Consider the following 23,996-nt stretch of genomic DNA (forward strand, 5'->3'; position numbering starts at 1 on the left):
ATTACCGCACCTTCAGCGTCGCTAGGCCAATCAGCACCAGCATCAGCGAGATAATCCAGAAACGCACGATAACCCGTGGTTCTGGCCAGCCTTTAAGTTCGTAATGGTGATGAATCGGGGCCATGCGGAAAATACGCTGCCCACGCAACTTAAAGGAACCTACCTGTAGGATCACCGACAGCGTTTCAACCACGAATACCCCGCCCATAATCACCAATAAGAACTCTTGGCGCAGTAACACCGCGATGGTGCCTAACGCACCGCCCAAGGCCAACGAGCCGACATCCCCCATAAAGACCTGTGCCGGATAGGTGTTAAACCATAAGAAGCCCAGCCCAGCCCCCACAATCGCGGTACAGACAATCACCAGTTCACCGGCATGGCGTAGATAAGGAATGTGCAGGTATGCGGCGAAATTCACGTTACCTGTCGCCCAGGCAACCAAGGCAAAACCACCGGCGACGAACACGGTCGGCATAATGGCCAAACCATCTAATCCGTCAGTCAGGTTCACCGCGTTACTGGTACCGACAATCACAAAGTAAGCCAGCAAGATATACATCAAACCCAGTTGCGGCATGACGTCTTTGAAAAATGGCACCACCAGCTCGGTAGCCGCGGTGTCTTTACCGATGCTGTACATGGCGAATGCTGCAGCTAGGGCAATCACTGACTGCCAGAAATACTTCCAGCGGGCGATCAACCCTTTAGTGTTTTTACGCACTACTTTGCGATAATCATCGATAAAGCCGACGATGCCATAACCGATAAGAATGAATAGTACACACCAGACATACGGATTGGAGGGGTAAGCCCACATCAGCACTGAAATGGTGATAGAGAACAGAATCATCAGGCCGCCCATGGTCGGCGTGCCGCGTTTACTGAAGTGTGACTCTGGCCCATCGTTACGTACTACCTGGCCAATCTGCAATTTCTGCAAATAAGCAATCAGGTGCGGCCCCATCCACAAAGAAATAAACAGTGCCGTCAACAGACTGACAATCGCTCGGAACGTCAAATAGGAAAAGACGTTAAAGCCCGAGTAAAATTTTACTAAGTATTCAGCCAACCAAACTAACATGATGCATTCTCCTGTAACGCACGCACGACATTTTCCATGGCGGCGCTACGTGAACCTTTAATTAAGACGGTGATAACCGGATGTTCGAGCAGCAATTCACTCACACGGGCTGCCAATGTGTTCTTATCCTGAAAATGTTCGCCGTTACCGCTCGCATCACTCAGTGTTTGACTCAATGTGCCAACACTCAGCACTTTATCGACTCCCGCCTGTCTGGCCGCCTCACCCACCTGGCGATGACAATCCACAGCGGTATCACCCAATTCGGCCATATCCCCCACCACCAACACACGGTAGCCGGGCATATCTGCCAACACTTGGGCCGCGGCAGTCATAGAACCGACGTTGGCGTTGTAGGAGTCATCGAGCAGCAATTTACCTGCCGATAATTGAATCGGGAATAAACGGCCCGGTACAGCTTGTAATTGTGCCAGCCCTTGGCGGACGGCAGCTAAATCAGCGCCAACCGACATGGCTAACGCCGTTGCAGCCAAGGCGTTAGCAATATTGTGCCGCCCCGGCAGTGGTAATTCGATGGCTATAGTGCCAAATGGCGAATGCAGGGTAAAATGTGTCGCCTGTGGTGTAATACGCACATCACTGGCATAGAAATCGATATCTTCTGCGCCGCGAGGTGAAAAATACCAAACGCGCTTGTTGTGCAGCATTTCCTGCCAATGCGGCCAGTCATTGCTGTCAGCATTAATAATTGCCGTCCCGTTAGCAGGCAACCCGGCAAAAATTTCACCTTTGGCCTTCGCCACCCCTGCCAGTGAACCAAAACCTTCCAGATGAGCGGCCGCTAAATTATTAACCAAAGCACTTTCAGGGCGGCTTAAATCCGTGGTGTAGGCGATTTCGCCCACATGATTAGCACCCAACTCAATCACGGCAAAATCATGTTCAGGCGTCAAACGCAGTAAAGTCAGTGGCACCCCAATATCGTTATTGAAGTTACCGGCGGTATACAGCACATTGCCGCATTGACGCAAAATGGCGGCAACCATTTCTTTTACCGAGGTTTTACCGGATGAGCCGGTTAAAGCCACCACCCGAGCAGGCACTTGCTCACGCACCCACGCAGCAAATTGCCCCAGTGCCAGACGAGTGTCTTTGACCACTAACTGAGGGGCTCCCACCAGTAAGCGTTTACTTACCAGCAAAGCGCCTGCACCTGCGGCAACAGCATCTTCTGCAAAATCATGCCCATCAAAACGCTCGCCTTTCAGCGCCACGAACAAACACCCCGGTGTGACCTTACGGGTATCAATGGTCACTTCGGTGATGTCGACGTTTTCACTGCCAATATATTCAGCATTAAGCAGCGTAGACAGGAAATGCAGTGAGACCTTAATCATGCCATCACCCCCAATAAACGGGCGACGGTAACTCTGTCTGAATAATCCAAGCGGCGATTACCCACTAATTGGTAATCTTCATGTCCTTTACCCGCCACCAGCACGACATCTTCTTCTTTGGCTTGCATAATGGCACTGGTCACCGCTTCAGCACGGCCATGAATTGCCAATGCATGCCCGGCATCCAGCAAGCCACTGAGAATATCCGCCACGATAGCCTGCGGCTCTTCACTGCGCGGGTTATCGTCGGTGATGACCACCCGATCCGCCAGTTGTTCTGCGATACCGCCCATAAGTGGGCGTTTACCTTTGTCACGATCACCACCGCAACCAAACACACACCACAACTGGCCTTTACAGTGTAAGCGGGCCGCAGCCAGGGCCTTTTCCAAGGCATCCGGGGTGTGGGCATAATCCACGACCACCGTCGGCTTACCGGGCGCGTTAAACACTTCCATACGCCCGCACACCGGTTGCAGGCTTGGTGCTGTTGCTAATAATTGTGCTAACGGATACCCCAGAGAAAGGAGGGTTGACAGTGCCACCAGCAGATTACTGACGTTAAACGCCCCCATCAGACGGCTTTCTAATTGGCCTTCGCCCCAGCTTGAGTCAAAAGTGATGCTGGCACCGTTATCGTGATAATCAACGTTACTCGCCGATAACCATGGGCCATTCCAGCCCGTAGGAACTTTGTCTTCCATGCTGACAGCAACAGCTTGCGGCAACTGCCCTAACCAGCGGCGACCGACTTCGTCATCAGCATTGATAATTTTATGTTCGGATTGATGGGTGGAGAACAGCAACCATTTTGCCGCCTCATAACCCGCCATATTACCGTGATAATCCAGATGATCGCGGCTTAAGTTAGTAAACACTGCTGCTGCAAACGGCAATGCGGCTACGCGGTTCTGAATCAAACCGTGGGAAGAAACTTCCATCGCCGCAAAAGTAGCCCCTTGCTCAACCAAATTGCGCAGTAAATGTTGAATATCAACCGCTGAACCGGTGGTATTTTCCGTCGGAATCACTTGCCCTAACAGACCATTGCCAACTGTACCCATTACCGCGCTGGTTTCCCCCAGTGCCTGACTCCATTGTGCCAGTAGTTGGGTGGTGGTGGTTTTGCCGTTGGTCCCCGTCACACCGACCAAACGTAATGCTGTACCCGGCTGATGGTAGAATTGCCCCGCCAGCTTGGATAAATGTTGATTCAAATTACGCAAATAAATAACAGGAATGCCGTGCATCTCTACCACACTGGCATCCGGCGCTACACCATCGGCTTCAGCGACCACTGCCGCAACACCTTGTGCAATGGCTTGCGGGATATAGCGACGCCCGTCCGTCTGGTGGCCGACAATGGCGACAAACAAATCCCCGGCAGCGGCAACACGGCTGTCTAATGTCATTTCCCGTAGCGCCCGCTCCGGGACGTCTAGCCCCCAAGGAGCGAGTAAGTCGCGCAAGTTACGATCTGCCACCTGAACCCTCTTTTGTATTAATCACTAATTCGCTTTTATCACCGGTGGGTAACGCATCTGGCTCAATGTTCATGGTACGCAGGACGCCGCCCATGATGGCACCGAACACCGGTGCAGAAACCGCACCACCGTAATATTTCCCTGCCTGCGGGTCATTGATGACCACAACCAGAGCAAATCGAGGGTTACTCGCGGGCGCTACGCCGGCGGTGTAAGCGAGGTATCGGTCCATATATTTACCGTCCGGGCCAACTTTCTTGGCGGTACCGGTTTTAATGGCAATACGGTAGCCTTTAATGGCGGCTTTGGTGCCCCCGCCGCCAGGTAATGCCACGCTTTCCATCATATGAACCACGGTACGAACCAACGGTTCTGGGAAAACGCGTTCACCGGCCACTGGCGGGTCAACTTTAGTGATCGACAGCGGGCGATAAATCCCCATGCTGCCGATGGTTGCATAGACTCGCGCTAGTTGTAACGGTGTTACCATTAGCCCGTAGCCGAAAGAGAAGGTGGCCCTCTCTATGTCAGACCACCGTTGTTTTTTAGGATATAAGCCACTGCTTTCTCCGACCAACCCCAAATTGGTCGCTTTCCCAAACCCAAACCGTGAGTAAGTATCTACTAACGCTGAGGATGGCATCGCTAACGCCAGCTTAGAAACGCCGACGTTACTCGACTTCTGCAAGATCCCGGTCACAGATAGTTCTGCATAACGGGCCACGTCTTTAATCTGGTGACCGTTAACAAAGTACGGCAAGGTGTTCAGCACACTGTTTTCTTTCACAACGCCATGCTGCAATGCCGTCATCACTACCATGGGCTTCACTGTGGAGCCGGGTTCAAAAATATCGGTTATCGCCCGGTTACGCATAGCATCTTTCGGCGTTCCGGTCAGGTTATTCGGGTTATAAGACGGGCTATTCGCCATGGCTAATACTTCGCCGGTACTCACATCTACCAGCACCGCAGTGCCTGATTCTGCTTTGTTGAATGCCACCGCATTGTTCAATTCGCGATACACCAGCGCCTGTAAACGCTCATCAACACTCAACACCAGATTATGTGCTGCCTGACTATCGACAGAAGAGATATCCTCAATGACACGGCCATAGCGGTCTTTACGTACCGTACGTTCACCCGGTTGCCCGGTAAGCCAACGGTCAAAGCTTTTCTCAACCCCTTCGATACCTTGGCTATCGATGTTGGTCACACCGATAATGTGTGCCATCACTTGGCCTGCCGGATAGTAACGGCGTGATTCCTGGCGCAAATAGATACCGGGGAGTTTCAGTTTATGGATATAGTCGCCAATCGCGGGATTAACCTGACGCGCCAGATAAACGAAACGTCCCTTCGGGTTAGCATTAATCCGGGCCGCCAATTGATCCAGTGGGATTTCCAGTGCATCCGATAGCGCTTTCCAGCGAGTATCTAACGTAATACCCCCGCGCTCGGTCAGCTCTTTCGGATCTGCCCAAACCGCATTAACCGGCACGCTAACCGCCAACGGGCGACCTGAACGGTCACTGATCATGCCACGGGCTGTCGGCACTTCCTGTACCCGTAACGAGCGCATATCACCCTCACGCACCAGTCTGTCAGGGTTAATCACTTGCAGGTATGCAGTACGTAACATCAAACCGACCAATGCCAATAAAATACAGCCGCACAGCAACGCAAAACGCCAGCTAATAAAGCTGGCTTGTTCTTCCTGGCGCTTTAACTTCCCGGGGCGCGTTGCTTTCATCCGTTACCTTGGCTGCTAGGCGTCATGGTGGCGACTCATTCCTTTATTTATTGGAGAAATTTATTGTTTAACCACAATATTTTCTTGTGATGGATCAACATGTTGCATTTTCAATTTGTCAGTCGCGATACTTTCCACACGACTGTGGTCACCCAACGCATTCTCTTCCAGAATCAGGTTACGCCACTCGATATCGAGCGCGTCCCGCTCCAGCACCAACTGCTCACGCTCTGCGGTCAACAAGCGTGTACGGTGGGCGGTGGTTACCACGAAAACAGCAGATACCAACACCGCGATCAGTAAAATCAACGGGATCTTCGCATTGCGGATTAAATCACCGCCGATGACCCCAACTAAACCGTGGCGTTCGCTGCCTATCACTCTTTAATCCTCTCGGCAAAACGCAATACCGAGCTTCGTGCCCGTGGGTTTTCAGCCACTTCAGCATCTGGAGGCATCATCTTGCCAACCGATTTCAATGTGCGCCCACCCATGCTGCGCAACTGCGCTTCCGTCAATGGCAACCCCGCCGGCACCTGTGGTCCACGGCTGTGATGACGAATAAAGTTTTTAACAATACGATCTTCAAGAGAGTGGAAGCTAATTACTGACAAACGGCCCGCAGGGGCCAGGACTTCAAGTGCGCCATCAAGTGCGCGCTCAATCTCTTCCAACTCACTATTGATATAGATACGAATAGCCTGGAAGCTACGGGTAGCAGGATGTTTGTGCTTTTCGCGAAATGGGCTGGCGTTGGCAATCAAATCCGCCAGCTCTTTGGTACGAGTCATCGGTTGAGTAAGGTTGCGCTCAACAATGGCTTTGGCCAGACGCTTGGCAAAACGCTCTTCACCAAAGGTTTTCAGCACCCACGCGATATCATCAGCGCTGGCTTTCATCAACCATTCAGCAGCTGATAATCCACGGGAGGGGTCCATGCGCATATCCAACGGCCCGTCACGCATGAAAGAGAAACCACGCTCAGGGTCATCCAACTGTGGTGATGAAACCCCGAGATCCAGCAATACACCGTCAATCCGGCCCACTAAGTCCAGCTCTCGCACATAATGTGCTAACTCGGAAAAAGGACCGTGTACGATAGAGAAACGCGGATCTGTAATAGATTTTGCCGCTTCGATAGCTTGTGGGTCACGGTCAATTGCAATCAGACGCCCTTCTGGCCCAAGCTGGGACAGAATCAGACGCGAATGGCCACCACGGCCAAAAGTTCCGTCAATATAGATGCCGTTATCGCGGATGTTCAGGCCATTTACCGCCTCATCCAGCAATACGCTTGTATGCTTGTAGTTGTTATCTACAATTTTGTTGTTATCTACCATGCTTATAGCGATAAGTCCTGTAGCCGCTCAGACAATGGTTCCTGAGTGGACTGTTCTGCGTCGATGTCATCCTTGACTTGTTGATACCAGGTCTGTTCATCCCACAGTTCAAACTTGTTGAACTGCCCAACCAGCATCACTTCTTTATTCAGCCCGGCATGCTGTCGCAGTGTTCCTGCGATCAGTAAGCGCCCAGCACCATCCATCTGACATTCACTGGCGTGCCCTAACAGCAAACGCTGAACCCGACGTTCAGCCGGATTCATGCTCGACAGACGGGATAATTTTTGTTCAATGATTTCCCATTCAGGGAGTGGATAAAGCAACAGGCATGGTTGGTGAAGGTCTATGGTACAGACCATCTGGCCCTGCGATTCCTCATTCAGTAAATCCCGATAACGGGTAGGTACGGCAAGCCGCCCTTTACTGTCGAGGTTAACCATCGTTGCACCACGAAACATGACTGAGTTACCCCTTCATGACCCAATTCGCCACTTTACCCCACAAATCCCCACATTAAAGAGTTTACGGATGGTATGAAAACCTTGTCAAGCCAGAGCCGATGCGCTTTGACAATATTTATGGGCCGTTTTTGAGATATATCTCGTAGAAGGGGCTATTTTAGTGGTTGTAATAGAAATTAACGTCATGATAAACGGGCTATTTTTCCGCCAGTAATTCCAGCTACTTAAATAAATAATTAATTGTCGATTAATTGTCTCATTATTTCCTTCTGCAAGGAATGTCTCATTTTTAGTATGAAAATTGTACGGTCTAAAAATAAACAGCCTGAGCACAAAACCCGCTGCCGCTGGCGTCTCCTAAGGAAAAACAGCGGTAATCGACGGCAAAACCCACAGCAACACAATAATAACCTTGAGAACAACAAGTGTTACTGGCGCGACATTTTACTTCAATTAACCGACGGGGATTAATCTATTTTGAAATAAATTATTGGTGTCTATTTCCGAGTATCACTGAAATATGAATGCCTTCAGACAGATAAATCTTAAATTAGCAAAATTGAATGATTTAGTTTTTGTCTCACTCATTATTTTAAATTTGACTGACCTTTGCCGGCCCCCCTCTGCTGATAACGGAGAAACACAACTATCTGTTTTTAAAGTAAAACAAGATACCTTACCATTTAAAAAACCACCAAAAGCTCAATTCCTCACAGTACAAAGTATAAAAATCAGCCAAATGTTAAAAATAAAAATTTTGAGCTGGTTATATTACAAACAATAGCACTGTAAACTACATTAAAAGCAAAAAAGCAATACAATCACCTGCCATTAAAATGATTAGCAATATATAAACCCTGCCAATAATCTCATCAATTGGCGTTTTGGCAGATTTTTCCCCCAAGTAGGGAGTTAATGACAATGTTTTCAACTGGGTCCCGTCTGCGTAGTGCCGCAGCCGATACTTTTGCACTGGTAGTGTATTGTTTTGTCATCGGCATGATAATTGAAATCGTGATCTCGGGAATGACCTTCCAGCAGTCTCTTTCTTCTCGCCTGGTTTCAATACCGGTCAATATCCTTATTGCCTGGCCTTATGGGGTGTATCGGGATGCTTTTATCCGCTTTGCGCGTCATCATGCCGGCAAGTATTTTTGGGCAAGGAATCTGGCAGACTTACTGGCCTATGTCAGCTTCCAGTCTCCAGTTTATGCCATAATTTTGTGGTCGGTCGGGGCTGATTTAGAGCAAATCACTACAGCGGTTACCAGTAACGCGTTGGTTTCAATGGCGATGGGTGTGGCTTACGGCTATTTCCTGGAATATTGCCGTCGATTGTTCCGCGTGGCGGGCTATATTTGAATACCCGCCATCTTTCATGGTGCAGGTGTGTTGGCTGTGCTCACTATTCGGCCCATCCATGGGCCTCACCTCATTGAGGCCGCTGCTGCCTCCTGCACCATAAAATCTATTGGGTATTAAGCGTCCTAACCGAAATGTTTATTACCCGGTTACTTGCGGCTCAAACTGCCACGGCGGAACAAGTTGCGGCGAATACGGGTTAAACCCGGTTTCGGTTTATGTGGCTCATCCAGACTGGCTAATACCAGCTCCAGTACGCGCTCGGCAACATCGCGATGACGCTGTGCCACCGCCAGTACTGGGCACTCAAGGAAGTCCAGCAGCTCGTTATCACCAAAAGTAGCAATCGCCAGATTACTGGGTAAACGCCCACTTTGCTTTAAGGTAACATCCATAACGCCCTGTAGTAGCTGGAATGAGGTGGTAAACAACGCCTGTGGCATTGGGTGGGTCTTAAGCCACTGCGCAAACAGCACACCGGCAGCTTCGCGCTCGTAGCTATTGGCATACAGGTAATCGACTTTACGTGGATCATCTTTCCACGCCTCACGGAATCCCATCTCACGCAAGAAACTGACTGATAGTTCCGGCAGCGCGCCTAAATACAATACAGATTCCGCCGGGAAGGCACGCAGTTCTTGTGCCAACATCAGTGCATCTTCTTGATCCGCGCCGACGACGCTAATGAAATGCTCCCGATCTAGCGCCCGATCCAATGCAATTATTGGCAATGGATCATTAGCCCAGCGCTGGTAAAAAGGGTGCTCAGGGGGCAATGCGGTAGAAACGATAATGGCATCAACCTGACGCTGTAACAGGTGTTCGATACAACGCATCTCGTTATCTGGTTGATCTTCCGAGCAGGCTATCAACAGTTGATAACCGCGCTGGCGCGCCTGGCGTTCCAGATAATTTGCAATGCGGGTATAGCTGGTATTCTCAAGATCCGGGATCACCAAACCGATGGAGCGGGTTCTGCCCGCGCGCAATCCTGCCGCAACAGCATTTGGGTGATAGTTATGTTCCCTGACAACCGCCATAACTTTGTCTACTGTTTTATCGCTGACTCGGTACTGTTTCGCTTTGCCATTAATGACATAACTGGCCGTTGTACGCGAAACACCCGCAAGACGCGCGATTTCATCCAGTTTCACATTAACCCCTTATAAACCCAATAAAGTGATGAAAGGCATGATGTCTGCCAGAGCTAAATATCCCAGCATTTCTCAATACGCCAATAAACCGCAGTGTTACAGGCTAAAACACACGATTTATAGACATAGTTTAACTACGGATATAGCACAACGTAGATCTAACCGCAGAACTCACTATTGAGCAACCGCTTTAACCGCCCTATAACGCTATCTCGGTTAAAAAATAAGAAAAAAAAAGCCCGACACACCTGCCGAGCCTGATTATTGGAGATTAGTCAGTGTTAATAAGTTTCATTAACGCATAATCTTGTCACCACGTGACACACCGACAATGCCTGAGCGGGCAACTTCAACAATTTCTGCCACTTCCCGCACCGCATTGAGGAATGCATCCAGTTTATCACTGGTGCCCGCCAGTTGGACGGTGTAGAGCGTGGCGGTAACATCCACAATTTGCCCACGGAATATTTCCGCACATCGTTTCACTTCCTCACGCCCGTAACCACTGGCCTGCAACTTTACCAGCATAATCTCACGTTCAACATGCGAGCCAGAAACCAGCTCACTGACGCGCAGTACATCCACCAATTTATGTAGCTGTTTTTCTATCTGCTCCAGAACTTTGGCATCACCTACAGTCTGAATCGTCATGCGGGAAAGTGTAGGATCGTCGGTCGGCGCAACCGTTAAACTCTCAATGTTATAACCACGTTGAGAAAACAGGCCCACCACTCTTGAGAGGGCACCTGATTCGTTTTCCAGTAGAACTGATAAAATCCGGCGGCGCATAATTATGTCCTCTCCGTTTTGCTAAGCCACATTTCGTCCATGCCACCACCACGAATCTGCATCGGGTAAACATGCTCCGTTTCATCAACCGTCACATCTACAAATACCAAACGCTTGGTCTCGGATAATTGTGTCAGGGCATCAGCCAGTTTGCTTTCCAACTCATCCGGCGTGCGGATGGAAACACCAATATGACCATAGGCTTCAGCCAATTTGACGAAGTCAGGCAGCGAATCCATATAAGACTGTGAGTGGCGGCCAGAGTAGATCATATCCTGCCACTGTTTCACCATGCCGAGATAGCGGTTGTTCAGGTTCAGCACGAGCACTGGCAAGTTATATTGCAGTGCAGTAGATAACTCCTGAATATTCATCTGGATGCTACCATCACCGGTAACGCAAACTACCGTTTCGTCTGGTAACGCCAGTTTAACGCCAAGCGCTGCCGGCAGGCCAAAGCCCATCGTCCCAAGGCCTCCTGAGTTAATCCAACGGCGTGGTTTATCAAACGGATAATAAAGTGCGGCGAACATCTGGTGTTGACCGACATCAGAGGTGACATAAGCATCACCGCTGGTGAGGCGATGTAGGGTTTCGATCACTGCCTGCGGCTTGATTTTTCCACTGTCTTTGTTGTAACTCAGACAATTACGGGCACGCCATTGTTCGATGGATTGCCACCAATCACGTAAACTATCGCAATCTTGTGTGCAATCAATCTGAGACAGCAGCTCCAGCATCTGTACCAAGACTTGTTTGGCATCACCAACAATCGGAATATCGGCATTTACGGTTTTCGAAATTGAAGTCGGGTCGATATCAATGTGTACCACAGTGGCATTCGGACAGTATTTCGCCAGATTATTGGTGGTTCGGTCATCAAAGCGCACGCCAACGGCAAAAATCAGATCCGTATTGTGCATCGCCATATTGGCTTCGAATGTCCCGTGCATCCCCAACATACCCACGCTTTGGCGATGAGTGCCTGGGAAGCTCCCCAGCCCCATCAAAGAGCTGGTCACCGGCAAATTCAGTTGCTCAGCAAGAGCTAGCAGCTCTTCGTGGCAGGCAGAATTAATCGCCCCACCGCCGACATACATGATGGGTTTTTTAGCCGTCAGAATAGTTTGCAGCGCGCGTTTAATCTGCCCACGATGGCCTTGTACCGTGGGGTTATAAGAGCGCAAGCTAACCTGATCCGGGTAGGCGTAAGGCATTTTTACCGCAGGGCCAACGATATCTTTTGGCAAATCTATAACGACCGGACCTGGGCGGCCAGTCGATGCCAGATAGAAGGCTTTTTTCAGTACCATTGGAATATCTTCAGTGCGCTTCACCAGAAAACTGTGTTTCACCACTGGGCGGGAGATCCCCACCATGTCACATTCCTGAAAAGCATCGTAACCTATCAATGAGCTAGGTACCTGACCGGAAAGCACCACCATCGGTACAGAATCCATATACGCGGTAGCAATACCGGTAATGGCATTGGTCGCCCCAGGGCCGGAAGTGACTAGCACCACGCCAACCTCACCGGTTGCCCGAGCATAACCATCGGCCATGTGAACCGCGCCTTGTTCATGGCGTACCAGCACGTGATCGATGCCGCCGACCGTATGCAGGGCATCGTAGATATCAAGTACGGCCCCGCCGGGATAACCGAATACATGCTTCACGCCCTGGTCGATTAACGACCGGACAACCATCTCGGCTCCTGACAACATCTCCATGGGTTTTGCCTCCAGGCTTTGTTTGCTCATTGGATAACGGGAAGTCATTTCCACGGGATCCTGTAGGAAAGGCACTACGCCCTGATTCCTATATTTATTATTTTTAACGTAACCAACTTATTAACATAACGTCAGATTTTCTGGCAGGCAAATGGCAATTCGCTGCGCTAAAGACAATTCTGTTGGTCGTGCTCTGTTTTTGCTTACATTCCAAACATAAAACACTGCCTGTTAAGGAGTGACCTTCGTTTAAACACCGCCAAGATGACCAATCATAGAACTTAATTAGGCTGATAATTTTTATGCATCGGAGGAAGAAAAACAGGGGGCGATACCGAGCCAGGTGGCGAAAGTGCTGAACGTTCAGAAAAACAGCGGCTGCCTGTTAACAACAGACAGCAACGTAATAACACTATCGATTAATCACGGTACATCGAATCAATTTCATTCTGATAACGCTGGAGAATGATTTTGCGACGCAATTTCATCGTCGGTGTCAGTTCACCGGTTTCCATGGTGAATGCCTGTGGTAACAACGTAAAGCGCTTAACCTGCTCGAACATCGCCAACTCTTTTTGCATATCTTTCAGTCTTTGTTCAAACAAACCGACAATATGGCTATGGCGTAACAACTCTAACCGGTCATGGTATTTCAGGTTTATCGAACGGGCATACTCTTCAAGTGATTCAAAACAGGGCACAATCAGCGCTGAGACAAATTTGCGCGTATCGGCAATAATCGCGACCTGCTCAATGAAACGATCCTGACCGAGTGTGCCCTCAATCATTTGCGGCGCAATGTATTTGCCGCCGGAGGTTTTCATCAAATCTTTCAGCCGTTCGGTGATAAACAAATTACCCTGAGCATCCAACGCCCCGGCATCCCCCGTTTTGAGCCAACCATCTTCGGTGAACGACTCTGCCGTCTGTTGCGGTTTATTAAAGTAACCACGCATCACAATCGGGCCACGTACCTGAATTTCATTCTCTGCGCCCAAACGCACATCAATCCCCGGTAATGGCTTACCGATAGAGCCGAACCGGAAGTCGTGCTCTTCCCAACAAGAGACGGTGGCACAGGTTTCGGTCATGCCATAGCCGTACTTAATGTTGATACCGATGGACTGGAAAAACAGGATGATATTGTCATCTAACCGAGCACCGGCGGCCGGTAAAAAGCGCACTCTACCCCCCAACACCCCTCGCAATTTCCTCAACACCAGACGATCCGCCAACTGGTACATCTGTTCGGATAGCAATGATAATGTTTCCCCACGTTGCAGGCTTTGGAATTTGCGCTCACCCCGACCTACCGCCCAGCGAAACAATAGCCGGCGATGCCATTTTGCCAGAGCAACTTTGTCATTGATGGCACTGAATACCTTCTCGTAAAAACGAGGGACGGCACACATCACTGTCGGCTTTACTGCCTGCATTGCCGAGCGCACCCAATCAGTGTCGCTGATATAGACATTTTGCGCGCCGGTATGCATTACATAGAAGCTCCACGCCCGCTCAAACACATGGGATAACGGCAGGAAACTAAGAGAGACATCCTCTGCTGTCAGGGTTAAGCGCTGATCGTGCAAATAAAGCTGGGCTGCCATATTACGGTAATCCAGCATCACACCTTTAGGTTCACCCGTGGTACCCGAGGTATAAATCAGTGTGAATAAATCATTTAAGTCGCAACTATCTATACGCGTAGTGAGTAGGTGCTGTTGGACCGCATCAGGTTGTTGCTCAAAATCAGCTAAGTGTTGGGCATATTCACAACCGCGCAAATCGACTGCGGGGTCTAATACAATAATTTGAGCAAGTTGCGGGCACAGCGGCTTTAGTGTTGCAGCAACATCAAATTGTGTCTGTCCACCGACAAATAAAATACGCACATCGGCATCATTGAGCACATAAGCAGCCTGAGTGCTGGTATTGGTGGCATACAGTGGGACGCTGACGCCACGCAACTGTAAAATAGCTAAATCCGCCAACGACCAAGTCATACTGTTGTTGGCAAAAATCCCAATACGCTCCTGAATGGCAACCCCGAGGGATAACAAAGCTGCTGAAATCCGGGTGACATGCGTGTCAACCTGCTGCCAGCTTAGTTGTTTTTCACCCTCGGGTGACCATTCACGCAAAGCTATCTGGTCAGCACGGTGGCTGATTTGTTGGCGCAGACGGCGCACAAGGTGGTATTGCTCTAATGTGTGGGTCATAACATCGCCGCTCGCTATATACTTGCTGTCTTCCAAGTTGCTACTGTGTGATGGCGGGTGCTCATCCAAATCACATGACGGAGTCCGTTCATTGGGAGCCTTTCATTTACCGCCTTGCTACACCTTGAAATCTATTGGGTATTGATTATTCATTAAAGTGTACTGTAACTTACCACTAATTGGCATTCAGCTTACATGTGTTCACTTTTTTTCGCGCAGTCTACCTGCTCTATTGGCTATGGCAAACAAAATTCAGAGTAGAAGTGTGAGCTGAAATTGACTTTGATGAAAAAGAGAGCGTTTAGAACCATAAGAGTGAGGGGTAAACACGGCAATAACGTTGTATTGAACTGACCAATGGCTGGAAACAAAACATGTTTTAATTTAGTTGTTACCTTTACCTGCCACTGAAAATAATATGATTCCAGCAGCAGGGGTTAACAAAAGTAATTACTCAGGAGTATCCAATTGGCTGAGTAACTCTTTCATCCACTGATGGCCTTTATCTCTATCAGTAGATTCGTGCCACGTGAGATAACATGGGCGGCATGTTTCCTTCCAAGGTAAAGAGATAAGTTTCAGATTAAGTGCTTCACTGTATGTTTGAACAAGCCAGCGAGGAGCAATCGCCACAAAGCAAGTTTGGGATACAATATTAAGCACACTATTCATATCGGTACTTTCATATACAATAGTTTGAGCACTTATCTCTGATTCATAATAATGCTCACTGAAAGAACCTACTTTATCCAATGACACTACCGCGTGTGACTCTGAAAGGAGCTGTTCTTGCGTAATTGAATTATCAATACGGGGGTGATTTTTTGAGACCGCCAAAACGGACTCATCATTAGATATTGATAAGTAATGGAAGTCTGGGCGCTCAAACTTGGTATAACCTATCACAAACTCGGTCTCTTGATAACGTAACTGATGCTCAATATTATCATTCAAATAGGATTTGATAATGAGTTGAACATTAGGCGCTAATTGCTTAACACTTTCTATTATTTGTGCCGTCAATCTAATATCTAACGGGCTACAAATAGATAGATTAAAGATTCGCCCACTTTTTTTGGCTTCAAAGCCCGCACCGGGTAACTCATTTTGAACTAATTGCAGAGCTTGTCTAACCGGGCCAAACAACTGACGAGCCCTGGCGGTAGGCTGGATACCACGGCCATAACGAACAAACAGCTCATCATTAAACATCACTTTCAAGCGAGCGACTGCGTTACTCACCGCAGGCTGGGACATCCCCAGTGACTGGGCTGCACGTGTTACATTATGCATTTGCATCACCGCATCAAAAACCGTTAATAAATTGAGATCGACACTTCTTAAGTGAACATCACTACCTTCTTTTTTAGTTACTTGGTCGTCGGCTACTAAGTTGTGTTCAAGCATGCTTAACTCCACTGATCTTTATGCAGATGACATGATTAATAGAAGAATCCTGCTGATACTTTTACATACCTCAAAATATCTTTATTCTCTTACTATTAACGATGCCAATGTTCTCATCATTACTCTTGTCAGGTAAAATGAGTCTCATCCTTGTATAAATGCAAAAGTATTAATTCCCTCCCTACCTTTCAGTCAATAACGCCCATAGATAAGTGCGTGAACAAGATATTCACATAAAGTATCTTATATATGCTCATACAGTAATTTACATCAGGAATATCAAACCATCAAATTATAAGCACCAGTAATAAAATCAACAAGATGATCACATCACAAAATGGGATAGTTGACAACTATGCCATTAATAAATAATAAATTCATCAATTGAAACTTATTAGTTCTTATTTATTAGTATGAATATATTAAATAGTGGATTAGATCTAACCACACTTAAGTATGAATTCACGCCATATTCATAACATCTAAAGCCAATAAATAATAGCATTTATTAGAGTGATGAATATTTATATTCAACAAATATATAATAGGAAGATAATAAGGCTTATTGTGAATTTATAATTATGGATTACTCTTACTTACCTCATTCCATCTCTGGGAGACTTAAATATAACGTCCCAAAACTGATGTTCACCTCTCTAGCTAGAGAATTTATGATCCAAATATCAAAAAAGCACAATAATCCATATTATTAAGACTATGCCAAATAAAACAAAATCATCAGCATCTATTTTTAGATTAAAAATCCTATATTTTTAATTTTTAGGTTTTTTGTGTCGTTATAAGGAATTGATAACCCGTGCAACCAGTTGAACTGGCCATTTTAAACAAAAGTTGACATGACCACAAAATTCACGTATCAATTTAGGCAACGCACTATTTTAACCCATGAGAAACTGAAAAATTATGTTCTACTCAACCCGCCTACTAAGCCTACTACTTAACGCATCTCACTTGCGCGGTATGTTGGTGGACGGAAATCAGAACTGATTCAGTCATCAAGATTAACAAGCCCGCGCAAATGCGCGGGTTTTTTTTTACCCGCTAAGCGCAAATGTAAACACGACAAGGAACAACCCATGAGCCAACAAGTCATTATTTTCGATACAACATTGCGCGACGGTGAACAAGCATTGCAAGCCAGCCTGAGTGTTAAAGAGAAGCTGCAAATCGCGCTTGCACTGGAAAGAATGGGTGTCGATGTAATGGAAGTCGGTTTCCCGGTTTCCTCCCCTGGCGATTTTGAGTCAGTGCGCACCATCGCTCAGCAAGTCAAAAACAGCCGCGTGTGTGCTCTGGCTCGCTGTGTAGACAAAGATATTGATGTCGCCGCCGAAGCTTTACGTATTGCTGAAGCCTTCCGTATTCATGTGTTCTTGGCGACATCCACCTTACATATCGAATCCAAATTAAAGCGCTCATTTGATGATGTGTTGGCGATGGCAGTGCACTCGGTGAAACGCGCTCGCAACTATACCAATGATGTTGAATTCTCTTGTGAAGATGCTGGCCGTACCCCTATTGATAACCTGTGCCGCATCGTAGAAGCTGCGATTAATGCCGGCGCGACTACCATCAATATCCCTGATACTGTCGGTTACACCACTCCTTATCAATTCGGCGGAATTATCACCGACTTGTATGAGCGGGTGCCAAATATTGATAAAGCCATTATCTCGGTGCATTGCCATGACGATTTGGGCATGTCCGTTGCCAACTCCATCACCGCAGTACAAGCCGGTGCGCGTCAGGTAGAAGGCACGATTAATGGTTTGGGCGAACGCGCCGGTAACTGTTCACTGGAAGAAGTGATCATGGCTATCAAAGTGCGTGAAAAGATGTTGGGCGTGCATACCAATATCAATCATCAAGAGATTTACCGCACCAGCCAGTTGGTCAGTAAGTTATGCAACATGCCAATACCCGCTAACAAAGCCATTGTCGGCAGTAATGCTTTCGCTCACTCATCCGGTATTCATCAGGATGGCGTGCTGAAAAATCGTGAAAACTACGAAATCATGACACCACAATCCATTGGCTTGAAAGAAGTGCAGTTGAACCTGACCTCCCGTTCTGGTCGCGCGGCGGTCAAACACCGTATGGAAGAGATGGGTTATCAGGATAAAGATTACAATTTGGACTCTTTGTACGACGCATTCCTGAAGCTGGCAGATAAAAAGGGCCAGGTATTTGATTACGATTTAGAAGCGTTAGCCTTCATTAATAAACAACAGGAAGAGCCGGAACACTACCGTTTAGACTATTTCAGCGTGCAGTCGGGTTCCAGCGTAATGGCAACAGCATCCGTGAAATTGGTCTGTGGCGAAGACATTAAATCAGAAGCGGCCACAGGTAATGGCCCGGTTGATGCGGTGTATCAGGCCATCAATCGCATTACCGGTTATGAAATTGAACTGGTGAAATATCAACTGTCTGCCAACGGTCAGGGTAAAGACGCATTGGGTCAGGTTGATATCGTGGTTGATCATAAGGGCCGCCGCTTCCACGGCGTGGGTCTGGCAACAGATATTGTCGAGTCATCCGCTAAAGCGTTGGTTCACGTATTAAATAACATCTGCCGCGCTCATCAGGTAGAGATTGAGAAGCAGCGCTTGCAACAAAATAATCAGGAAATGGTGTGAACATGACTAAGACTTATCATATTGCCGTTTTGCCCGGAGACGGTATTGGCCCTGAAGTAATGACTCAGGCAAATAAAGTATTGGATGCGGTGCGTCAACGTTTCGGCATCAAGATTTCAACTAGCGTTTATGATGTAGGTGGTGCAGCCATCGACCGTCACGGCAGCCCGTTACCGGCAGCGACAGTCAGCGGATGTGAGCAGGCTGATGCTATCTTGTTTGGCTCGGTAGGCGGCCCGAAATGGGAACATTTGCCACCGGCTGAACAACCCGAGCGTGGTGCGTTGTTGCCTTTGCGCAAGCACTTCAAATTATTCAGCAACTTGCGCCCGGCGCGGTTGTATCAAGGGTTAGAAGACTTCTGCCCATTGCGCAGCGATATTGCTGCCAAAGGTTTTGATATTCTGTGTGTGCGTGAATTAACCGGCGGTATCTACTTCGGCCAACCCAAAGGCCGTGAAGGCCAAGGCCAGCACGAGCGTGCTTTTGATACCGAAGTTTATCATCGCTTTGAGATTGAACGTATTGCCCGTATTGCCTTTGAATCTGCGCGTAAACGTCGTGGCAAAGTTACTTCTATTGATAAAGCCAATGTGTTGCAAAGCTCTATTCTGTGGCGTGAAGTGGTAACTGCCATTGCGGCCGATTACCCAGATGTTGCGTTGTCCCATATGTATATCGATAACGCCACCATGCAGTTGATCAAAGACCCTGCCCAGTTTGATGTATTGCTGTGTTCTAACTTGTTTGGCGATATTTTGTCTGATGAGTGCGCCATGATAACGGGTTCAATGGGGATGTTGCCGTCGGCCAGCCTGAACGAACAAGGTTTCGGTTTATACGAACCCGCAGGTGGCTCCGCACCCGATATCGCGGGCAAAAATATCGCCAACCCAATTGCCCAGATTTTGTCATTAACTCTGCTGTTGCGTTTCAGTTTAGGTAAAGACGATGCCGCCGATGCTATTGAGCATGCGATCAATCAGGCATTGGAACAAGGCTATCGCACGGCTGATTTGGCAGGCGAAGGTAAAGCCATCGGTACCAACGAAATGGGCGATATTATCGCTAAATTCGTGATGGAGGGGGTGTAAAATGGGCAAGACCTTATATCAAAAATTGTACGATGCGCACATCGTTTACGAAGCGCCAAATGAAACCCCATTGTTGTACATCGACCGCCATCTGGTGCATGAAGTTACTTCGCCGCAAGCCTTTGATGGTTTGCGCGCCATGGGTCGTCCGGTGCGTCAGCCGGGTAAAACCTTTGCCACGATGGACCACAACGTTTCAACCCAGACCAAAGATATCAATGCCAGCGGCGAAATGGCGCGGATTCAGATGCAGGAGCTGATTAAGAACTGTGCTGAGTTCGGTGTCTCTTTATATGACCTGAATCATCCGTTCCAAGGCATCGTCCATGTGATTGGCCCTGAACAAGGTATGACTTTACCGGGCATGACTATCGTCTGTGGTGACTCACATACCGCGACCCATGGTGCATTCGGCTCATTGGCCTTCGGTATCGGCACTTCAGAAGTTGAGCATGTGCTGGCAACCCAGACCCTGAAACAGGGCCGTGCCAAAACCATGAAAATCGAAGTTAACGGCACTGTCGGTGCAGGGATTACCGCCAAAGACATCGTCTTGGCGATTATCGGCAAAACCGGCAGCGCGGGCGGCACCGGCCATGTTGTGGAGTTCTGTGGCAGCGCGATTGCAGCGCTGAGCATGGAAGGCCGGATGACATTATGTAATATGGCGATCGAGATGGGTGCTAAAGCCGGTTTAGTCGCCCCGGATGACACCACTTTCGACTACCTGAAAGGTCGTCAGTTCGCCCCAACTGGCGAGCAGTGGGAACAAGGCGTGGCCTATTGGCGCAGCTTGAAATCTGATGCTGATGCTAAATTTGACACTATCGTCACCCTGGATGCCGCCGACATCGCGCCACAAGTCACTTGGGGCACCAACCCGGGCCAGGTTATTGCGGTTAATGACATGATTCCTGCGCCTGAGTCCTTCAGTGATCCCGTTGAACGTGCCTCGGCGGAAAAAGCGTTGGCATATATGGATTTGCGCCCCGGCATTAAGTTGACCGAGGTAGCCATTGATAAAGTCTTTATCGGTTCCTGCACTAACTCACGCATTGAAGATTTGCGTGCCGCAGCAGCGGTGGCGCAAGGTCGTAAAGTCGCGACTGGCGTGCAAGCTATTGTGGTACCCGGCTCAGGCCCGGTAAAAGCGCAGGCAGAAGCGGAAGGTTTGGATAAGATCTTTATCGAGGCCGGTTTTGAGTGGCGTTTGCCTGGTTGTTCCATGTGTTTGGCGATGAACAACGACCGTCTGGAACCCGGAGAGCGTTGTGCCTCCACCAGCAACCGTAACTTTGAAGGCCGTCAGGGCCGTGGTGGCCGCACACATTTGGTTAGCCCGGCAATGGCCGCCGCCGCCGCTGTCAGTGGTCATTTTGCTGATGTTCGCGACTTAGAAGCCGCCACCCACTAACCGGAGACACCATTATGGCTAAATTTACTCAACACACGGGTTTGGTTGCTCCGTTGGATGCGGCAAACGTCGATACCGACGCGATTATCCCAAAACAATTTTTACAAAAAGTGACGCGCACTGGCTTTGGCCAACACTTGTTTAACGATTGGCGTTTTCTCGACGACGCAGGCAAAGTGCCAAACCCTGAATTTGTGCTGAACCAACCCCGCTATCTGGGTGCAACCATTTTGTTAGCGCGTGAGAATTTCGGTTGTGGCTCCTCACGGGAACACGCGCCGTGGGCATTGACCGACTTCGGTTTCAAAGTGGTTATTGCCCCTAGTTTCGCTGATATATTTTACGGTAACTCGTTTAATAACCAATTATTACCAGTGACCTTAAGCGAAGCAGATATCGATACCTTATTCCAATTGGTTAACGATAATGAAGGCATCGAGTTTATTGTTGATTTGGAACAGCAAACAGTGAATGCCGGTGGCAATAGTTATTCTTTTGAAATAGACAGCTTCCGCCGCCATTGTATGATTAATGGTTTGGACAGTATTGGCCTGACGTTGCAGCATGAAAGTAATATTTCTGCATATGAAAAACAGCAACCAGCATTTTTACGTTAATTTATTTTAAGTTCATTTTGTGAGTATATTGTTGGTGTCAGGTAAGCCCTGACCCAACAATTCAAAATAGATAAAAATCCCATTTTAAAACGCACCCTTCCTTTTTTCATTATTCACAAAACAAATCCCATATCAATCAATATGTTACATGATATATTCTCAAGTCATTATTTTAACTAGATATTAATTATTCTGATATTGATTTATTTGATTATATTTTGTGCTGGCGGTCACTTTTTATTTTTTCAACCAAGGTATGCTATTATTCACCATCCACAACTAGAGGGCGCCTTATGATACGCATTATACTGCGTTACGAAGCACGCATCTCCGGCGATAGCCGAGCCTGGTTTAATATAGATTACCGCCTCGCCAACGATTTCCCGCGTTAACTCCCCCATTGCTTATTCAGCTTAGGCTGAAAAAACTCATCTCTTTATTTTGTTGCCGTCATTGGTAATGTGAATGGCTATTTTCACTCGCCAAAATATGACTGCATTTTAAATATTAATAATAAAAATACCCAAAATGATTGGCGTTGCAGAGACGTTAGCTGCGACTTCAAGTTCCAAGGGTATTTGGAGTCATAAGCCATGAAACGTATCCCAGAGCCCTTCCGTATTAAAATGGTTGAAAATATTCGGATGACCAACCGGGAAGATCGTGAGAAAGCATTAATCGAGGCAGGCTATAACCCATTCTTACTGCCGAGTGAAGATGTCTATATTGATTTGCTCACCGACTCTGGCACCGGTGCGATGAGTGACCGCCAATGGGCCGGATTAATGATGGGCGATGAGGCCTATGCCGGTTCGCGTAACTACTATCACTTGTGTGACCAAGTGAAGAAACTGATTGGCTATCCATTTACTATCCCAACCCATCAGGGGCGTGGCGCGGAGCAAATATTATTCCCTTGCCTGATTGCGAAAAAACAAAAAACCGGTGGTGGCAAGAAACCGGTCTTTATTTCCAACTTCCACTTTGATACCACTGCCGCCCATGTTGAGATGAACGGCGCGAAGGCAATTAACGTAGTCACACCGAAAGCCTTTGATACCGTTACGTATTATGACTGGAAAGGGGATTTCGATTTAGATCAGTTAAAGGCAACCATCGCTGAACATGGTGAAGAAAACGTAATTTCTATTATTACCACCGTGACCTGTAATAGCTCCGGCGGCCAACCTATTTCCATGAGCAATATGCGTGAAGTGTATCGCATCGCTCAGCAGCACAATATTCCAGTAGTGATCGACTCGGCTCGCTTCTGTGAGAATGCCTGGTTTATCAAACAAAGAGAGCCGGGTTACGCAGATAAGTCGGTCAAAGAGATCATTCTGGAGATGTACCAATATGGTGATATGTTAACCATGTCTGCCAAAAAAGATCCCATGGTGAATATTGGCGGGCTGTGTTGTTTCCGTACCGATGAACACCTGTTTGACGATGTTCGCATCCGTTGTGTACCAATGGAAGGGTTTGTCACCTATGGCGGTTTAGCCGGTCGTGATATGGAAGCGCTGGCTATCGGGCTGGAAGAAGGGATGAACGAGGACTTCCTGAAGTACCGCATCGGACAAGTCGAATATTTGGGTGAACGCCTGCGGGCGGGCGGGATTCCAATTCAGTATCCTACCGGCGGCCACGCGGTATTTGTCGATGCCAAGATTCTGCTGCCACATATTCCGGCGGAGCAATTCCCAGCCCAAGCCTTAAATAACGCACTGTATCTGGAGGCGGGTATCCGCAGTGTGGAAATTGGCTCGCTACTGTTGGGACGAGATCCAGAAACGGGTAAACAAAAACCGTCACCGCTGGAACTGCTGCGTCTGACTATCCCGCGCCGGGTCTACACCAACGACCATATGGATTACATCGCTGATGCCCTGATCTCGCTCAAGTCACGCGCTCATGATATCAAAGGCTTAACCTTTACCTACGAACCCCCGGTTCTGCGCCACTTTGTTGCGCGATTAAAACCGGTCGAATAAAGCGCGACTGCCACTCTCCCCCTGCTCACTTCAGGCTGGGGGAATATTGCTGCCAAATAGGTTAGTCATTACCCTT

General features: G+C 48.1%; 20 protein-coding genes. 8 read left to right on the plus strand and 12 right to left on the minus strand.

The genetic code is table 11. The features are described from left to right. Position 1 precedes the first annotated feature (1 nt). The 7 genes from A6J66_012995 to A6J66_013025 are packed head-to-tail and all read right to left on the minus strand — an operon-like array spanning position 2 to position 7,477. The gene (locus A6J66_012995; protein ID PNM25021.1) at positions 2–1,084 is read right to left on the minus strand and encodes a phospho-N-acetylmuramoyl-pentapeptide-transferase; all 1,083 of its coding nucleotides are present in this window, start codon (positions 1,082–1,084) and stop codon (positions 2–4) included. Further along, positions 1,078–2,442, minus strand: a complete 1,365-nt coding sequence (locus A6J66_013000; GenBank protein PNM25022.1) for a UDP-N-acetylmuramoyl-tripeptide--D-alanyl-D-alanine ligase — start codon at positions 2,440–2,442, stop codon at positions 1,078–1,080. The genes A6J66_012995 and A6J66_013000 overlap by 7 nt, the downstream gene beginning before the upstream one ends. After that, complete coding sequence (locus A6J66_013005; protein ID PNM27002.1) at positions 2,439–3,911, minus strand: UDP-N-acetylmuramoyl-L-alanyl-D-glutamate--2,6-diaminopimelate ligase; 1,473 nt, start codon at positions 3,909–3,911, stop codon at positions 2,439–2,441. Before A6J66_013005 ends, A6J66_013000 begins: the two co-directional genes overlap by 4 nt. Before the next feature lies 1 nt (position 3,912). Then, the gene (locus A6J66_013010; GenBank protein ID PNM25023.1) at positions 3,913–5,676 is read right to left on the minus strand and encodes a peptidoglycan glycosyltransferase FtsI; all 1,764 of its coding nucleotides are present in this window, start codon (positions 5,674–5,676) and stop codon (positions 3,913–3,915) included. A 60-nt stretch (positions 5,677–5,736) separates the two neighbouring features. Then, positions 5,737–6,057 carry a cell division protein FtsL gene (locus tag A6J66_013015; GenBank protein PNM25024.1) on the minus strand — a complete coding sequence of 107 codons (321 nt, stop codon included), beginning with the start codon at positions 6,055–6,057 and terminating at the stop codon, positions 5,737–5,739. Continuing rightward, positions 6,054–7,016, minus strand: a complete 963-nt coding sequence (locus A6J66_013020; GenBank protein PNM25025.1) for a 16S rRNA (cytosine(1402)-N(4))-methyltransferase — start codon at positions 7,014–7,016, stop codon at positions 6,054–6,056. The genes A6J66_013015 and A6J66_013020 overlap by 4 nt, the downstream gene beginning before the upstream one ends. A gap of 2 nt (positions 7,017–7,018) precedes the next feature. After that, a complete protein-coding gene (locus A6J66_013025) occupies positions 7,019–7,477 on the minus strand; it encodes a transcriptional regulator MraZ (GenBank protein ID PNM25026.1) in 459 nt (152 codons plus the stop codon). Positions 7,478–8,000: 523 nt separating this feature from the next. On the opposite strand from A6J66_013025, the gene A6J66_013030 reads away from it, so the two are divergent. Further along, positions 8,001–8,264, plus strand: a complete 264-nt coding sequence (locus A6J66_013030; protein ID PNM25027.1) for a hypothetical protein — start codon at positions 8,001–8,003, stop codon at positions 8,262–8,264. A 131-nt stretch (positions 8,265–8,395) separates the two neighbouring features. After that, positions 8,396–8,842 carry an L-alanine exporter AlaE gene (locus tag A6J66_013035; protein ID PNM25028.1) on the plus strand — a complete coding sequence of 149 codons (447 nt, stop codon included), beginning with the start codon at positions 8,396–8,398 and terminating at the stop codon, positions 8,840–8,842. Positions 8,843–8,991: 149 nt separating this feature from the next. Here A6J66_013035 and A6J66_013040 read toward each other — a convergent pair whose 3' ends face one another. From A6J66_013040 to A6J66_013060, 5 genes are all read right to left on the minus strand, one after another. Next, entirely contained in the window at positions 8,992–9,996 is a 1,005-nt protein-coding gene (locus tag A6J66_013040) for a catabolite repressor/activator (GenBank protein ID PNM25029.1), read from the minus strand. Between the two features lie 294 nt (positions 9,997–10,290). Beyond that, entirely contained in the window at positions 10,291–10,785 is a 495-nt protein-coding gene (locus tag A6J66_013045) for an acetolactate synthase small subunit (GenBank protein PNM25030.1), read from the minus strand. 2 nt (positions 10,786–10,787) lie between these two features. Next, the gene (locus A6J66_013050) at positions 10,788–12,515 is read right to left on the minus strand and encodes an acetolactate synthase 3 large subunit (protein PNM27003.1); all 1,728 of its coding nucleotides are present in this window, start codon (positions 12,513–12,515) and stop codon (positions 10,788–10,790) included. Positions 12,516–12,934: 419 nt separating this feature from the next. Then, positions 12,935–14,734, minus strand: coding sequence for a long-chain fatty acid--CoA ligase (locus tag A6J66_013055; protein PNM25031.1), 1,800 nt, complete (start codon positions 14,732–14,734; stop codon positions 12,935–12,937). A gap of 450 nt (positions 14,735–15,184) precedes the next feature. Further along, positions 15,185–16,141, minus strand: a complete 957-nt coding sequence (locus A6J66_013060; protein PNM25032.1) for a transcriptional regulator LeuO — start codon at positions 16,139–16,141, stop codon at positions 15,185–15,187. Between the two features lie 1,097 nt (positions 16,142–17,238). On the opposite strand from A6J66_013060, the gene A6J66_013065 reads away from it, so the two are divergent. The 6 genes from A6J66_013065 to tnaA all read left to right on the plus strand — a co-directional run bounded on the left by A6J66_013065 (position 17,239) and on the right by tnaA (position 23,920). Next, on the plus strand, positions 17,239–18,801 hold the full coding sequence (locus A6J66_013065; protein PNM25033.1) for a 2-isopropylmalate synthase: 1,563 nt from the start codon (positions 17,239–17,241) through the stop codon (positions 18,799–18,801). A gap of 2 nt (positions 18,802–18,803) precedes the next feature. Further along, complete coding sequence (leuB, locus tag A6J66_013070) at positions 18,804–19,895, plus strand: 3-isopropylmalate dehydrogenase (GenBank protein ID PNM25034.1); 1,092 nt, start codon at positions 18,804–18,806, stop codon at positions 19,893–19,895. Between the two features lies 1 nt (position 19,896). Beyond that, the gene (gene leuC / locus A6J66_013075) at positions 19,897–21,309 is read left to right on the plus strand and encodes a 3-isopropylmalate dehydratase large subunit (protein ID PNM25035.1); all 1,413 of its coding nucleotides are present in this window, start codon (positions 19,897–19,899) and stop codon (positions 21,307–21,309) included. A 14-nt stretch (positions 21,310–21,323) separates the two neighbouring features. Next, entirely contained in the window at positions 21,324–21,926 is a 603-nt protein-coding gene (gene leuD, locus A6J66_013080; GenBank protein PNM25036.1) for a 3-isopropylmalate dehydratase small subunit, read from the plus strand. 293 nt (positions 21,927–22,219) lie between these two features. Then, on the plus strand, positions 22,220–22,318 hold the full coding sequence (gene tnaC, locus A6J66_013085) for a tryptophanase leader peptide (GenBank protein ID PNM25037.1): 99 nt from the start codon (positions 22,220–22,222) through the stop codon (positions 22,316–22,318). Between the two features lie 201 nt (positions 22,319–22,519). Then, entirely contained in the window at positions 22,520–23,920 is a 1,401-nt protein-coding gene (tnaA, locus tag A6J66_013090; protein ID PNM25038.1) for a tryptophanase, read from the plus strand. Positions 23,921–23,996: the final 76 nt, after the last annotated feature.

The sequence above is a fragment of the Yersinia enterocolitica genome, from assembly GCA_002082245.2.
GTDB classification, from domain to species: domain Bacteria; phylum Pseudomonadota; class Gammaproteobacteria; order Enterobacterales; family Enterobacteriaceae; genus Yersinia; species Yersinia enterocolitica_E.

Bases quoted from the DNA above. Each gene is read 5' to 3' on its own strand.
- A6J66_012995 (PNM25021.1), bottom strand. From the start codon at position 1,084: ATGTTAGTTTGGTTGGCTGAATACTTAGTAAAATTTTACTCGGGCTTT.
- A6J66_013000 (PNM25022.1), bottom strand. From the start codon at position 2,442: ATGATTAAGGTCTCACTGCATTTCCTGTCTACGCTGCTTAATGCTGAA.
- A6J66_013010 (PNM25023.1), bottom strand. From the start codon at position 5,676: ATGAAAGCAACGCGCCCCGGGAAGTTAAAGCGCCAGGAAGAACAAGCC.
- A6J66_013020 (PNM25025.1), bottom strand. From the start codon at position 7,016: ATGGTAGATAACAACAAAATTGTAGATAACAACTACAAGCATACAAGC.
- A6J66_013025 (PNM25026.1), bottom strand. From the start codon at position 7,477: ATGTTTCGTGGTGCAACGATGGTTAACCTCGACAGTAAAGGGCGGCTT.
- A6J66_013030 (PNM25027.1), top strand. From the start codon at position 8,001: ATGAATGCCTTCAGACAGATAAATCTTAAATTAGCAAAATTGAATGAT.
- A6J66_013035 (PNM25028.1), top strand. From the start codon at position 8,396: ATGACAATGTTTTCAACTGGGTCCCGTCTGCGTAGTGCCGCAGCCGAT.
- A6J66_013045 (PNM25030.1), bottom strand. From the start codon at position 10,785: ATGCGCCGCCGGATTTTATCAGTTCTACTGGAAAACGAATCAGGTGCC.
- A6J66_013050 (PNM27003.1), bottom strand. From the start codon at position 12,515: ATGGAGATGTTGTCAGGAGCCGAGATGGTTGTCCGGTCGTTAATCGAC.
- A6J66_013055 (PNM25031.1), bottom strand. From the start codon at position 14,734: ATGACCCACACATTAGAGCAATACCACCTTGTGCGCCGTCTGCGCCAA.
- A6J66_013060 (PNM25032.1), bottom strand. From the start codon at position 16,141: ATGCTTGAACACAACTTAGTAGCCGACGACCAAGTAACTAAAAAAGAA.
- A6J66_013065 (PNM25033.1), top strand. From the start codon at position 17,239: ATGAGCCAACAAGTCATTATTTTCGATACAACATTGCGCGACGGTGAA.
- leuB (PNM25034.1), top strand. From the start codon at position 18,804: ATGACTAAGACTTATCATATTGCCGTTTTGCCCGGAGACGGTATTGGC.
- leuC (PNM25035.1), top strand. From the start codon at position 19,897: ATGGGCAAGACCTTATATCAAAAATTGTACGATGCGCACATCGTTTAC.
- leuD (PNM25036.1), top strand. From the start codon at position 21,324: ATGGCTAAATTTACTCAACACACGGGTTTGGTTGCTCCGTTGGATGCG.
- tnaC (PNM25037.1), top strand. From the start codon at position 22,220: ATGATACGCATTATACTGCGTTACGAAGCACGCATCTCCGGCGATAGC.
- tnaA (PNM25038.1), top strand. From the start codon at position 22,520: ATGAAACGTATCCCAGAGCCCTTCCGTATTAAAATGGTTGAAAATATT.